Origin of the sequence: Actinomycetospora lutea (assembly GCF_028737205.1) — a bacterium.
GTDB lineage: Bacteria > Actinomycetota > Actinomycetes > Mycobacteriales > Pseudonocardiaceae > Actinomycetospora > Actinomycetospora lutea.
Genome location: NZ_JAQZAL010000006.1, coordinates 162,978 through 176,393 on the forward strand (window position 1 = coordinate 162,978; position 13,416 = coordinate 176,393).

11 protein-coding genes are annotated in these 13,416 nt (G+C 76.2%); 4 read left to right on the plus strand and 7 right to left on the minus strand.

The window, feature by feature from the left end; all coding sequences use genetic code 11:
* Nucleotides 1-27: 27 nt before the first annotated feature.
* The gene (gene guaA, locus PHK61_RS09240; protein WP_274280668.1) at nt 28-1,590 is read left to right on the plus strand and encodes a glutamine-hydrolyzing GMP synthase; all 1,563 of its coding nucleotides are present in this window, start codon (nt 28-30) and stop codon (nt 1,588-1,590) included.
* A 79-nt stretch (nt 1,591-1,669) separates the two neighbouring features.
* Nucleotides 1,670-2,791: an aminotransferase class I/II-fold pyridoxal phosphate-dependent enzyme gene (locus tag PHK61_RS09245; protein WP_337993944.1), complete on the plus strand. Its 1,122-nt coding sequence runs from the start codon at nt 1,670-1,672 to the stop codon at nt 2,789-2,791.
* Here PHK61_RS09245 and PHK61_RS09250 read toward each other — a convergent pair.
* Nucleotides 2,788-2,937, minus strand: a complete 150-nt coding sequence (locus PHK61_RS09250) for a hypothetical protein (protein ID WP_274280669.1) — start codon at nt 2,935-2,937, stop codon at nt 2,788-2,790. The two genes, PHK61_RS09245 and PHK61_RS09250, sit on opposite strands and share 4 nt — an antisense overlap.
* Before the next feature lie 135 nt (nt 2,938-3,072).
* On the opposite strand from PHK61_RS09250, the gene PHK61_RS09255 reads away from it, so the two are divergent.
* The gene (locus PHK61_RS09255) at nt 3,073-4,296 is read left to right on the plus strand and encodes an FAD-dependent monooxygenase (protein WP_274280670.1); all 1,224 of its coding nucleotides are present in this window, start codon (nt 3,073-3,075) and stop codon (nt 4,294-4,296) included.
* Between the two features lie 15 nt (nt 4,297-4,311).
* Here the strand turns inward: PHK61_RS09255 and PHK61_RS09260 are convergent, their stop codons facing one another.
* Genes PHK61_RS09260 through PHK61_RS09275 form a run of 4 tightly spaced genes read right to left on the minus strand, consistent with a single transcriptional unit; the run spans nt 4,312 to nt 9,585 of the window.
* Nucleotides 4,312-5,643 (minus strand): MFS transporter, encoded by a 1,332-nt coding sequence (locus tag PHK61_RS09260; protein ID WP_274280671.1) that lies wholly within the window; start codon nt 5,641-5,643, stop codon nt 4,312-4,314.
* Nucleotides 5,640-7,301, minus strand: a complete 1,662-nt coding sequence (locus PHK61_RS09265) for an amidohydrolase (RefSeq protein WP_274280672.1) — start codon at nt 7,299-7,301, stop codon at nt 5,640-5,642. Before PHK61_RS09265 ends, PHK61_RS09260 begins: the two co-directional genes overlap by 4 nt.
* Before the next feature lie 8 nt (nt 7,302-7,309).
* Nucleotides 7,310-8,998 carry an urease subunit alpha gene (locus tag PHK61_RS09270; RefSeq protein ID WP_274280673.1) on the minus strand — a complete coding sequence of 563 codons (1,689 nt, stop codon included), beginning with the start codon at nt 8,996-8,998 and terminating at the stop codon, nt 7,310-7,312.
* Nucleotides 8,995-9,585: an urease subunit gamma gene (locus tag PHK61_RS09275; RefSeq protein WP_274280674.1), complete on the minus strand. Its 591-nt coding sequence runs from the start codon at nt 9,583-9,585 to the stop codon at nt 8,995-8,997. Before PHK61_RS09275 ends, PHK61_RS09270 begins: the two co-directional genes overlap by 4 nt.
* Before the next feature lie 100 nt (nt 9,586-9,685).
* Between PHK61_RS09275 and PHK61_RS09280 the strand changes: the two genes are divergently transcribed.
* Nucleotides 9,686-10,831, plus strand: coding sequence for a PucR family transcriptional regulator (locus PHK61_RS09280; protein ID WP_274280675.1), 1,146 nt, complete (start codon nt 9,686-9,688; stop codon nt 10,829-10,831).
* 108 nt (nt 10,832-10,939) lie between these two features.
* On the opposite strand, the gene PHK61_RS09285 is transcribed toward PHK61_RS09280, so the two are convergent.
* Together PHK61_RS09285 and PHK61_RS09290 are read right to left on the minus strand one after the other, a co-directional pair.
* A complete protein-coding gene (locus PHK61_RS09285) occupies nt 10,940-11,668 on the minus strand; it encodes an IclR family transcriptional regulator (protein ID WP_274280676.1) in 729 nt (242 codons plus the stop codon).
* On the minus strand, nt 11,665-13,143 hold the full coding sequence (locus PHK61_RS09290) for an APC family permease (protein WP_274280712.1): 1,479 nt from the start codon (nt 13,141-13,143) through the stop codon (nt 11,665-11,667). The genes PHK61_RS09285 and PHK61_RS09290 overlap by 4 nt, the downstream gene beginning before the upstream one ends.
* Nucleotides 13,144-13,416 lie beyond the last annotated feature (273 nt).

Below are 13,416 nucleotides of genomic sequence, written 5' to 3' on the forward strand. Positions count from 1 at the left end.
CGAGCCGCCGTCGGGCACGATGGGGGCGTGACCGCCAGTGGTGACCGCCCCGTCCTCGTCGTCGACTACGGCGCCCAGTACGCGCAGCTCATCGCCCGCCGGGTGCGCGAGGCGCAGGTGTACTCCGAGGTCGTGCCGCACACGACGCCGGTCGACGAGATGCTCGCCAGGGACCCCGCGGCCATCGTGCTCTCGGGCGGGCCGGCGAGCGTCTACGCCGAGGGCGCCCCGGGCATCGACGCCGCGCTGTTCGACGCCGGCGTGCCGGTGTTCGGCATCTGCTACGGCTTCCAGCTCATGGCCGGCGCGCTGGGCGGCACGGTCGCGCACACCGGCGACCGCGAGTACGGCCGCACCGCGCTCTCGGTCGCGGGCGACGCCGGACGGCTGCACGGCGACCTGCCCGACGCGCACCCGGTGTGGATGAGCCACGGCGACGGCGTCACCAAGGCCCCCGAGGGCTTCACGGTCACCGCGTCCTCGCCGGGGGCGCCGGTGGCCGCGTTCGAGGACGTCGCGCGGCGGTTCGCGGGCGTGCAGTACCACCCGGAGGTCGGGCACTCGCCGCACGGCCAGGAGGTGCTGCGCCGCTTCCTGCGCGACGTCGCCGGCGTCCCCGCCGACTGGAACGTCGCCAACATCGTCGAGGAGACCGTCGAGGCCGTGCGCCGGCAGGTCGGCCCCGAGGGCCGCGCGATCTGCGGGCTCTCGGGCGGCGTCGACTCGGCCGTGGCCGCCGCGCTCGTCCAGCGCGCGATCGGCGAGCGTCTGACCTGCGTCTTCGTCGACCACGGCCTGCTGCGCGAGGGCGAGCGGGGCCAGGTCGAGCGCGACTTCGTGGCCGCCACCGGGGTCGACCTCGTCACCGTCGACGCCGCGGAGACCTTCCTGCGCGAGCTCGACGGCGTCGTCGACCCGGAGGAGAAACGCAAGATCATCGGACGCGAGTTCATCCGCGCGTTCGAGGGTGCCGCGAGCGAGATCGCCAAGGGCGAGGGCGCGGACTTCCTCGTGCAGGGCACGCTCTACCCCGACGTCGTCGAGTCCGGCGGCGGGTCCGGCGCGGCGACGATCAAGTCGCACCACAACGTCGGCGGGCTCCCCGACGACCTGCAGTTCTCGCTGGTCGAGCCGCTGCGCGCGCTGTTCAAGGACGAGGTGCGCCGCGTCGGGGCCGAGCTCGGGCTACCGGAGACGATCGTGCGCCGCCAGCCGTTCCCCGGGCCGGGGCTCGCGATCCGGATCATCGGGTCGGTCGACGCCGGGCGGCTGGCGACCCTGCGGCGCGCCGACGCGATCGCGCGCGAGGAGCTGACGTCGGCCGGGCTCGACGAGGTGATCTGGCAGTGCCCGGTGGTCCTGCTCGCCGACGTCCGCTCGGTCGGCGTGCAGGGCGACGGCCGCACCTACGGGCACCCGGTGGTGCTGCGGCCGGTCTCCAGCGAGGATGCGATGACCGCGGACTGGACGCGCCTGCCCTACGACGTGCTCGAACGCATCTCCACCCGCATCACCAACGAGTGCGCCGAGATCAACCGCGTCGTCCTGGACGTGACGAGCAAGCCGCCGGGGACGATCGAGTGGGAGTAGGCGCGAGACGCGGCGGAGCAGAGCTCGACCCATCGAGGAGACGCAGCGGAGCGGAGCTCGACACAGCGAGGAGGGCGTAGTGGCCGAGACGATCTTCAGCGAGATGTCGCGGCTCGCGCTGGAGCACGACGCGATCAACCTCGGCCAGGGGTTCCCCGACACGCCGGGCCCCCGCGAGGTCGTGGACGCCGCGGTCGCCGCGATGCACAAGGGCTGGAACCAGTACCCGCCCGCGGTCGGCATCGCGTCGCTGCGCGCGGCGATCGCCGACCACCAGCGCCGCTGGTACGGCCTGGACGTGGCCGCCGACGGCGGGGTCGTGGTGTGCTCGGGCGCGTCGGAGGCGCTCTCGTCGGCGATGACCGGGCTGCTGCGCCCGGGCGACGAGGTGATCGCGCTCGAGCCGTACTACGACCTCTACGGCGCGACCGCGGCGCTGCTCGGCGCGACGCTGGTGCCGGTGCGCATCCACGCGCCCGACTACGCGCTGGACGCCGCGGCGCTACGGGCGGCGGTGACCGAGCGGACGACGATGATCGTCCTGAACACGCCGCACAACCCGACCGGCGCGGTGCTCTCGCGCACCGAGCTGCAGGCGATCGCCGACGTCGCGATCGTGCACGACCTCGTCGTGCTGTCCGACGAGGTCTACGAGCACCTGGTGTTCGACGACAACGTGCACGTCCCCATCGCGACGCTGCCCGGGATGTTCGAGCGCACGATCACGGTGGGCTCGGGCGGCAAGACGTTCTCGGTCACCGGCTGGAAGATCGGGTGGGCGACCGGGCCCGCTCCGTTGGTGGAGAAGGTGCTCGGCGTCAAGCAGTGGTTCTCGTTCGCCGCCGGCACCCCGCTGCAGCACGGCATCGCCACCGGCCTCGAGCTGCCCGACGAGCGCCTCGCGCACCTGGGCGACGACCTCGCCCGCAAGCGCGACCTGCTCACCGACGGCCTGCGCGAGCTGGGCCTCGACGTGTTCCACTCCAAGGCGACCTACTTCGTCACCGCGGACGTGGCGCCGCTCGGCGTCACCGACTCCCTGGAGTTCTGCCGCTCGCTGCCCGAGCGCGTCGGCGTCGCGGCGGTGCCGAACCAGGTCTTCCACGCCTCCCCGCAGGGCGTGGAGACCCAGGTCCGCTTCGCGTGCTGCAAGCGCGACGAGATCCTCGCCGACGCCCTCCTGCGACTGCGCAAGCTCTAGGTGCCCGTGTCTGTCCGGCGACGCCGGCGTTCGGCGTCAGCGGATCCCCCGCGATCCTCGACGCTGCGGAGCGCCGCCTGCACCTCGGCGCGCAGGCGCCGGAGCCGATCGATGATCGCGGCCATCTCCGCGTCGATGCTGTGCATGGCGTCCTCCCTGACGTGACCCGGCGGGACCGCCATTGCGCACCGTGCCGTCGCGGCACGGTCAAGACCTCGCCGGCGCCGTGGGAGCCGCGCCACCACCGAGATATCTCTATCATCAAGAGGTACGATGGCGGAATGAGTGACGTGGTGGTCGTCGGCGGCGGGCCCGGAGGGGTGCTCCTGACCTATCTGCTCGCGCGGGGCGGCGCGTCGGTGACGCTGCTGGAGTCGCGGCACGACTTCGCCCGCCGCTTCCGGGGCGACACGCTCGCGCCGGGTGTCCTCGAGTACCTCGACACCCTCGGGCTCGCCCGCCCGCTGCTCGACGAGGTGCCCCACACGCGCTCGGACGCCTTCCGCTGGCACACCGCCGAGCGCACCTGGACCCTCGTCGACTACCGCGGCGCGAGCCGCCGGTTCCCCTTCTACGCCCTGATCCCGCAGGCGGCGTTCCTGCCGTGGCTCGCCGACCGGGCCCGCGCGCACGGCGCCCGCGTGCTGATGGGGTCGCGGTTCTCGTCGCTGCTGACGGACGCCGCGGGCCGGGTGAGCGGCGTCGAGTACACCGTCGACGCCGAGAAGCACCGGCTCGAGGCCGCGCTCGTCGTGGGCGCCGACGGGCGGAACTCCAAGGTCCGCGCCGCGTCCGGGCTCGCGGCCACCGAGCTCGGGGCGAGCCTCGACATCCTCTGGCAGGCCTTCCCGCGCCGCGCCGAGGACCCGTCGTACTCCGGGCTCGACCTCTTCGGCACCCCGACCGGCAGCGTCGCGCTGCTCGACCAGCGCGGCGACTGGCAGCTCGGGTGGACGATCCGGGCCGGGACGCTGGCCGAGGTGAAGGCGCGCGGCATCGACGCGCTGCGCGACGCCGCGGTCGGGGCGCTGCCGTGGCTCGCGGGGCGGCTCGACGACCTGCGCGACGTCGCCGACCTGACGCTGCTGCCCGTGCGCATCACCACCGTGGAGCGCTGGTCGCGCCCCGGCCTCGTGCTGCTCGGCGACGCGGCGCACGTCGTGTCGCCGGTGGGCGGCAACGGGATCAACCTCGCGCTCGCCGACGCCGCCGACCTCGCGAACCGGCTCGTCGGCCCCCTGCGGCGCACGCCGCCCGACCCGGCGCAGCTCGACGACGCCGCCGCGGGCCTCGAGACGGCGCGCCGGCCGGGCGTCGAGCGCGAGCAGCAGGCCCAGGTGCGCACCGAGCGCCTCGCGGCGCAGCGGATCGACGCGGGCGACGCCGGGCCGCCGACCGCCCTGCGCACGCTCGCCCGCGTGCCGGGGTTCCCGCGCTTCGCGGGCCGGCGCAACCGCGTCGAGGTGCCGGCGCCGGTGCCGGTGATCGCCGCCGGCGCGCCGTGAGGCCGCCACGCCGGCTCACCCCGTGCGTCCGGCGACCCCTGCGGTGGTCAGTTCGGTGTCCGGGACGTAGAGCCGCGGCGCCGCGAGCCCGCTGACGACGGTGACCAGGGCGATGCCGACGAGCAGGAGGCCCGGCGCCCAGGAGGCCCCGCCGGCCGCGGCGAGGACCGCGGTCGCGGCCAGGGGCACGAACCCGGACGCGATCCCGGCCAGGTTGGCGGCGAGCGCGATGCCGCTGTAGCGCACGCGGGCCGGGAAGAGCCGGGCCAGGAGGTCGCCCGAGACGGCGTAGGGGATCGAGAGCGCCGCCACGCCGAGCGTGACCCCGAAGATCACGGCGACGGCGTTGCGCGTGTCGAGCAACCAGAACATCGGCAGCGCGACGAGGGCGGACGCGACGCCGCCGACCACCGTCACCCGCGCGGACCCGAACCGTTCCGCGAGCCGGCCGCCCAGCACGAGCACGCCGATCTCCACGACGGCGGCGACGAGCGTGGCCCCCAGCGCCAGCGGTCGCGGGAGGTCGAGGTCGCCGGTGGCGTAGCTGATGACGAACGTGGTGGCGAGGTAGAAGCCGCCGACCCCGAGGAACGCCGACCCCGCACCGACGAGCAGCGCCGGCCACGCGTGCGCCACGACGTCGCGCACGGGCGCCGAGGCGCGCGCGTCCTCGGCGAGCAGGCGGTCGAACAGCGGCGACTCCTCGACCCGGCGGCGCAACCACAGGGCCACGCCGAGCAGGGGGAACGCCGCGAGGAAGGGCAGGCGCCAGCCCCAGGTGTCGAAGTCCTCGGGCGGCAGCAGCGCGACCAGCAGGAACGCCCCGGACGACAGCAGCGTGCCGACCGGCGACCCGATCTGGGGCATCGCGGCGTAGCGCCCGCGCTTGCCCGGCGGGGCGTGCTCGACGGCGAGGGTGATCGCCCCGCCCCACTCGCCGCCGACCGCGACGCCCTGCAGCAGCCGCAGCAGGGTGAGCAGCACCGGCGCGGCGACCCCGATGTCGGCGAAGCCCGGCAGCACGCCGATGAGCCCGGTGACCGCGCCGATCATCACCACCGTGATCAGCAGGCACGCGCGGCGGCCGACGCGGTCGCCGAGGTGGCCGAACACGATCCCGCCGAGCGGGCGGGCGGCGAACCCGACCGCGAACGACGCGAACGCGGCGAGGGTCGCGACGACGGGGTCGCCGGTCGTGAAGAACAGGCGGTTGAACACCAGCGACGCGGCGGTGCCGTAGAGGAAGAAGTCGTACCACTCGAGCGCGGTGCCGACGAACGCCCCGACGGCCACGCGGCGGGCGTCGGCCTCGGTGGGGATGGAGCTCGGTTGCGGTGCAGTGCTCATTGTGTGTCTCCGTCGGGCGGCAGGCCCAGGACGTCCGCGCCGTGGGTGGCGCGCCCGTCCCGGAGGGTGGCGACGACCTCGATGTCGCCGATGCGGTCGGGATCGGTGCGGGTGGGGTCGTCGCCGAGGACGACGAGGTCGGCGGCGAAGCCGGGGGCCAGGCGCCCGCGGGCGTCCTCGTCGCCGGCCACCCACGCGGCGTCGACGGTGGAGGCGCGCAGGGCGGTCGCGGCGTCGACGGCCTCGTCGGCGCCGAGCGTGCACCCGGCCGCCGTGCGCCGCTGCACCATCGACCGCATCCCGCGCAGGGGGTGGCCGTCGGCGACGCACGGCCGGTCCGAGCTGGCGGGCACGCGCAGCCCGGCCCGCAGGAACGACGCGTGGCGGTAGAGCCGGTCGACGCGCTCGTCGCCGACGGCGGCGGCCATCGAGTCCCCGATCTCGAACAGGAACCGGGCCTGGGGGACGGGGGTGACGCCCAGGGCGGCCATCCGCGCCAGCGCGGCGTCGTCGACGACCCCGGCGTGCTCGAGGCGGTGCCGCGGCGGGCGGACACCGGGCCAGGGCCGGCGGGCCGTCTCCTCGAACGCGTCGAGCGCGGCGTCGACCGCGCGGTCGCCGATGGCGTGCGCGGCGACCGACCACCCGCCGGCGACGGCCCCGACGAGGGCGTGCCGCAGGGCGTCGGGATCGTCGCCGAGGTAGCCGGCGTGGTCCCGGTCGGCGTAGGGCTCGCGCATCGCGGCGGTCCGCGAGCTCAGGGCGCCGTCGAAGAAGATCTTCATGGGGCCGACGCGGAGGTGCCGGTCGCCGAGCCCCGGGCGCAGGCCCAGATCGAGGCCGCGTCCCGGCCCGCCGGCGGTGTCGTGCAGGACGGAGGTCTCGGGCATGAGGTCGACGCGCACCGCGAGGTCCCCGCGCTCGCGGGCGAGCTGGTAGGCGGCGAGCTCGCGCGGGGAGCGCCCGATCCAGCCGCCGCCGATGCCGGCCTCGGTGACGTGCGTGATGCCCTGCCGGGCGAACACCGCGGTGGCCGCGGCGATCGCGTCGGCCAGGTCCTCGACGGAGTACGGCCGCAGCAGGTCGCCCGCCAGGGCCTGGGCGGCCTCGAGGAGGACGCCGGTCGGGTCGCCGGCCTCGTCGCGCACCACGACGCCCCCCGCGGGGACGACCGCCTCCCCGTCCAGCACCCCGGCCCGCCGCAGCACCTCGCTGGACACCGCGCAGACGTGCGCGGACCGGTGCTTGAGCCACACCGGGCGCCCGCCGCCGGCGCGGTCGAGCGCCCGCCGGTCCGGGGAGCCGCCCAGCGCGACGTCGTCGTAGCCGCTGCCGACGACGAACGCGTCGGCCGCCAGCTCGGCGGCCCGCGCCGCGACGGCGTCGTACACGGCGTCGAGGTCGCGCAGCCCGCCCAGCGGGATCTCGGCGAGCGACTGCCCGAACCAGGCGGTGTGCTGGTGGGCGTCGTCGAACCCGGGCACCACGGTGGCCCCGCCGGCGTCGACGACGCGGCGGGCGCGGACCCCGGCCGGCAGCTCGTCGTCGTCCAGCACGGCCAGGACGTGGCCGTGGTGCACGGCCACGGCACGGCCCCGTGGGCGCGCGTCGTCGAGGGTCAGGACGTCGGCGTCGCGCAGCAGCAGGTCGATCTCCACGATGGTCCTCACCCCAGGTGGTGCAGGCGGGTCAGGGGCAGGTCGGCAGCGTGGTGCAGCGGCACCTCGCGGCCGTCGATCCGCACCGGTGCCGGCTCGCCGGGGATCTCGACGTGCGGCGTCGCGGTGTTGAACAGCATGTCGGCCGACCCGAGGCCCCGGCTCCCGGCCACGGGCGTGTAGCGCGGCCCGGAGGGCAGGGCGGCGCGGGCCGCGGGGTCGTCCAGGCACGCCGCGGCGACGAACTGGTGCGCGAGACGGGCCGGCGCGCCGCCGCGCGCCCCGTGGAAGCCGCGCATCCGGCGGGGCTGCGTGAGCCGGGTCGACCCCGATCCCGACCCGGCCGCCCCCCAGGCGACGAACCCCGACTTGATCACCAGCTCGGGGGTCGCGCCGAACCACGCCGGCGACCACAGCACGATGTCGGCGATCCGCCCGGCCCGCAGCGAGCCCACGTGGCCGGCGAGACCGTGCGCGACCGCCGGGTTGTGCGTGAGCTTGGCCAGGTAGCGCAGCACCCGGGCGTTGTTCGCGACGTCGGGGCCGGTCTCGCCGGCGAGGTGGGCCTGCACGTGGGCGAGCTGCCAGGTGCGGCGCACGGTCTCGCCGATGCGGCCCATGCCCAGCGCGTCGGAGTTGACGATCGCGATGGCGCCGTCGTCGTGCAGCCGGTTCTCCGCGGCGATGGCGTGCTCGCGGATGCGGCTCGCGGCGATGCTGCGGTCGCTGGGCAGGTCGGGGTGCCCGCGGTGCACGGTCATCGTCATCGGTCCCAGCTCGCGCACCGTCGCCGCGGTCAGCGGGAGCGTGGGCGTCGTGGAGGACGTCAGCACGGAGTCGAGCCCGACGATGCGCAGCAGGTCGGGGTGCCCGCCGCCGCCCTCGACGTGGTAGGCGTGCACCGTGCGTCCGCCGATCGCGTCGAGCGTGTCGTCGAGGTAGCCCGACTCGTTCAGGGTGTCGGTGTGCAGGGCGACGGGCAGGTCGGCCCGGTCGGCGACGCCGAGGCAGGTGTCGACGGCGTCCGGGCCGGCGCCCCAGTCCTCGTGGACCTTGAACCCGCCGGCCCCGGCGAGCACCGCCCGCTCGAGCAGCTCCGCCGAGCCGGACGAGCCGCGGGCGAGGAACGCGGCGTTCACCGGCGCGCCGGTCCAGGAGGCCATCAGCGTGTGCAGGTTGGGCGCCGGGTTGGCGCCGACGTCCCAGACACCGCCGATGCCCATGCCGACCAGCGTCGTCACCCCGGTGGACAGGGCCACCGGCGCCAGGTCGGCGTTCGAGAGGTGCACGTGGGAGTCCACGGCGCCGGGCGTCGCGAGGAGGCCCTCGCCCGGCACCATCGCCGTGTGGGCGTCGACGACGAGCTCGACGCCGTCCTGCACGTCGGGGTTCCCGGCACGGCCCACGCCCACGATCCGCCCGTCCTTGACCCCGATCGACGTCTTCCGGATGCCGAGCACGGGGTCGAGCAGCAGGACCCCGAGCACGACGAGGTCGAGGGCGCTGTCCCGGGGTGCGCGGTCGGCGACGAGCGCGCCCTGGCGGGCGGTCTTGCCGCAGCCGCCGAGCATCTCCTCGCCCGGTTCGGTGTCGTCGGCGGTGACCTCGACCCAGAGGTCGGTGTCGCCGAGGCGCACGCGGTCGCCGGTGGTGGGGCCGTAGAGGCGGGTGTACTCGGCGCGGTCCATGGCGGTCATCGCGAGGCACCTCCGAGTCGGACCGCGCTCGCCGCCCGCGTCGCCCCGACCTCGACGCGCACGGCGGTGCCCGCGGCGAGGTCGAGGCGCAGGTGCGCGGGGTCGGTGCCGTCGGCGACGTCCACCCGCAGCCGGCGGTTGAGCCGGTCGAGCGGGACGTGCGAGCTCACCCAGACCGCCTGGTCGCCGTCGTTGCACAGCACGACGTCGTGGCGGTCGCGGCCCGGCGCGAGCTCGATCGTCCCGGTCGCGGGGCGCACGGCACCGGGAGCGTCGGCCTCCGGCGGGCCGAACGGGCGGTCGACGTGCACGAGCGTCGTGCCGTGCGGGAAGAGCGCCTCGACCTGCAGCGACGGCACGGCGGCGGTGACGCCGTCGACGAGCTGGTCGGGGGTGACGACCTCGCGGGCGCGGCGCACCACGTCGTCGAGGTCGTGGCCGTCCCAGGCCAGCTCGCAGATCTCGTCGCAGACCAGCGCCACCGCCTCGGCGGCCCCCAGCACGGCATGGCGCGCCAGACGCCGGCGCGCGAGCTCGGCCGCGCTGTGCAGCAGCACTCTCTCCTGCTCGCGCGGGGTGAGGTGCACGGTGTCCTCCCGGTGCAGCGGTCGGCTGACCAGCGTGCCCGGGCGGACGTGGTCGACGGAAGGCGTGTTCGCCGCGTCCTGCCGGCTCTAGCTTGGGCACGTGCACAATTGGGAGGACCTCGTGGCGCGGGTCGGCGACGACACCGACGCGCTGCGGACGGCGTTCCTGCGCCGGCTGCGCGACGTCCCCGCGTACGCCCGCGGCCTGGTGCCCGCCGCGCGCCTCGAGGCCGACGCCGACGAGACGTTCGCCTACCTGCTCGGGCGCCTCGCCGGGCGTGCGGTGCCCGACCGGCTGGTCGCGGTGGGGCCGGCGATCGGCCGCGACCGGGCCCGGCGCGGCGTGCCGCTCGACGATCTGCTCACCGCGGTCCGCCAGGACTTCCGGGTGCTGTGGGAGGCGTTCCGGGCCCGCGCCGACCCGGACGAGGCCGCGCTGCTCGTGGACCACGTGCAGACCGTGTGGTCGGTGGTCGAGGAGTACTCCACGCGCATCCGGGTCGCCTACCAGGAGGAGCAGGCGATCCTGGCCCGGGAGCGCCAGGGCGAGCGGACCGCGCTCGTCGCCGCCCTGCTCGCGGCCGACGACCCCGCGCCCGAGGACGTGACCCGGGTGGCGATCGCGCTGCAGGTGGCGGAGGACGCCGACGTCCTGGTCGTCGCGGCGGCGGGCGAGGACGGCGCGGCGCTGCGGCGGGCGGCCGACCGGTTCGCCGGCGACGGCCGGCCCGTCCACGTGCAGCCCACCGGCCGGCACAGCGTGCTGCTCGCGCGGTGGGACGGGCCGGAGGGCGCGCCGGTGCGCGCGGCGCTCGAGGGGGTGCGCTGCGGGGTGGGCCCGACGGCGCACGGGCTCGCCGACGTCCCGCGCAGCGCGCGGCTGGCCGCGGAGCTCGCCGACGTCACCGCGGGCGGCCCCGTCGTACCGCGGACCCTCGCCTCGGTCTGGCTCCCGCTCGCGGCCGCGCGCCTCGGGGACGTCCGCGCGGACCTGGTGACCGCCGAGCTCGGCGGCCTCGCGGACGTGACGCCCGCGGAGCGGGAGCGCCTGGTGGCGACGGTGCGGCGGTTCGCCGTGGACGGCTCGGTGCGGGACACCGCGGCGGCGCTCTACTGCCACCGCAACACGGTGCTCAACCGCCTGCGGCGCGTCGCCGAGCTCACCGGACGCGACGTCACCGTGCCGGCCGACGCCGCGGTCCTGCTGCTGGCGCTGGCGAGCGATCGTGGCGGCCCTGACGTCTGACGCCGGCGTGGCCGCCGGGCTGGAACACCCCGGTCGGCGTGTCGCGCGAGCGAGGATGTGGCGATCCTGGCGTCACATGCGAGCGATGCCGCATCGCTCGTACCGGGGCTACGCCAGGAGCGGGGCCAGTTCGGCGGCGTGGTCGCGCAGGAGGTCGATGAGTTCGGCGTTCGGGGCCGCGACGCGGTCGGCGGGCCCGGTGAGCGCGAGGCCCGCGACGAGGCGCCCGTCGCCCGGCGCGCGGATGGCCACGGCGAGGCAGCCCAGGGCGGCGTGGAACTCCCCGCACTGGCGGGCGACGCCCGACTCGCGCACCTCGGCGAGCAGCGTGCGCAGGCGCTCCGGGTCGACGGTGGTGTGCGGGGTCAGGCGGGCCAGGGGGCCGTCGGGGAGGTCGTGCTCGGCGAGCAGGAGGCGCCCGAGACCGGTCGCGTGCGGGTGGCGGGAGAGCTCGTCGGCGTCGGTCGGGGGGTGGTCGGGGTCCGGGTCGAGGAACTGCAGGCGGTGGCGGTCGAACGCGACGAGATGCGCGCCCCAGCGCACGCGCTCGCGCAGGCGGCGCATCACCGTGCGCGCGGCGGTGGGCGTGGCGAGGGGGAGCGGGGCGAGGTTGGCGCTGCGCCGGCCGAGGGCGAAGCCGCCCAGGTCGGGCAGGCGCACGAGGTACTCCTCGGCGACCAGCAGGTTGAGCAGCCGGTAGGTCGTGGCGGGCGGGATGCGCAGCGCGGTCGAGATCTCCTTGGCGGTGATCCCGACGCCGGCGGCCGCGACCTCCTCGAGGATGAGCAGCGCGCTGCGCACCGCCTGGGGCTGGCGACCGCTGATCGGCGAGGTCACCGCGGCGGTGCGGACGTCGGGGCGCCGAGGACGTCGGCGGTGGTGGTCTCGTCGTAGACACCCATGCCGCGCAGGGCGGCGGCGCGGCGGACCCGGAGCACGAGCCACCCGCCGGCCCCGACGGCGACGAGCGCGGCGACGGTGATCAGGAGCCCGGTGCCGGCGTTCGCCAGCACCACGACCAGGATCGCGACGAGCGCCGCCGACGCGAGCACCGCGGCCACCACGATGCCGCGGGTCAGCTCGCCGATCCGGGCCAGGAAGCGGGGCGCGGCGACGCACACGAGCAGGTAGGCGGCGAGGAAGCCCAGGGTCGCCACCGACACCAGCGCGCCGAAGACCGTCGCGGGCGGCACCCCGGCGAGGGTGCCGACGACCACCACGGCGGCGATGACGGGCACGGCGACCGTGACCGCGACCGCGGGCGTGAGGTGGCGCCGGTGGGTCCGCCCCAGCACCGCGGGCGCCACGCCCTCGCGGGCCAGCGAGAACAGCACGCGCACCAGCGTGTTCAGCGCCGCCAGCGCGCACGCGCCGAAGGAGGCGACGATCCCGAGGTCCATGAGCACCGACGCCCAGCTGAGGTCGTCGACCCCGCCCACGCCGGTCGGCGGGCTCGTGGCCCCCTCGGTGGCGCCGGGGGCGGCGAGGACCACGAGGGTCGCCACCAGGTAGAGCACCGCGGTGACGCCGGCCGTCGCGAGGATCGCGCGGGGCACCGACGCGAACGGCCGCCGCGCCTCCACGCCCAGCGAGGCGGCGCTGTCGAACCCGATGAACGCCGCGAGCGCCGGGAGCACGCCGACGGCCACACCGCCGACACCGCCGACACCGCCGACCCCGCCGCCCGCACCGCCGCCGACCGGTGGGGCCGGCACGGTCGGGGCCGTCGTGAGGGCGAGCGCGACGAGCACCACCAGGATGAGGCCGATCGAGGCCGCCTCGATCACGAGCATGACGCGCCCGGCCAGCCGCACCCCGCGGATCGCGCACACCGCGGCGGTGATCGCCAGGGCGACGACGAGCACCACGCCGGTGCCGGCGGCGACCGCGCCGGTGTCGGCGGCGGGGCCCGAGAGCAGGCGCGCGAGCAGGGCGCCGCCGTACCAGGACGCCCCGGAGAGCGCGACGGCGACGAGCACCCCGTAGCCGACGATCATCGCCACCGCGCACGCGTAGGCGCCGCCGGCCCCGAGCCCCTTGGCGGTGAAGCTGTACAGGCCGCCGGCCGCGGCCATCCGCCGCGCGAACGCCGTGATGCACGCAGCGACCAGCCCGACCACCACCGCGGCGATCGCGAACGACCACGGGGCCCCGCTGCCCGCGACGGCGATGACGAGCAGGGGCGTCGAGGCCATCGCGCCGGCCGGGGCCGTCGTCGCCACCGACTGCGCGAACACCCCGAGCGGACGCAGCGCGCGACGGTGCAGGCCGGCGACGGGCGAGCGCGAGCGCAGCCCGGGAATGCGCGCCATGCGTGCCACGACCGACACCGTAGAGCCCGGAGGCCGTCGCGCGAAGGACCGGAGAAGGGCCGAACGAGAATCGGGCACGAGCCATTCTCGTTCGGCCCGCGGAAACGATGCACCGTTCTCCGTTCGGAGAATCCCGCAGGTGGGGGCGCGGCGCACCGAGAATGCGGATCTCATTCTGCCTCGCGCAGCTCAACGAGGGGTTGACCCCGCGGGAACGGCTCCGCAAACGTGACCCGCGACATTTCCTCGGTCCCCTCCACCGTTCCTCTCCGG

Coding starts and splice junctions, on each gene's coding strand:
- PHK61_RS09250 (WP_274280669.1), bottom strand. CDS start 2,937: ATGCACAGCATCGACGCGGAGATGGCCGCGATCATCGATCGGCTCCGG.
- PHK61_RS09255 (WP_274280670.1), top strand. CDS start 3,073: ATGAGTGACGTGGTGGTCGTCGGCGGCGGGCCCGGAGGGGTGCTCCTG.
- PHK61_RS09260 (WP_274280671.1), bottom strand. CDS start 5,643: ATGAGCACTGCACCGCAACCGAGCTCCATCCCCACCGAGGCCGACGCC.
- PHK61_RS09270 (WP_274280673.1), bottom strand. CDS start 8,998: ATGACCGCCATGGACCGCGCCGAGTACACCCGCCTCTACGGCCCCACC.
- PHK61_RS09290 (WP_274280712.1), bottom strand. CDS start 13,143: ATGGCGCGCATTCCCGGGCTGCGCTCGCGCTCGCCCGTCGCCGGCCTG.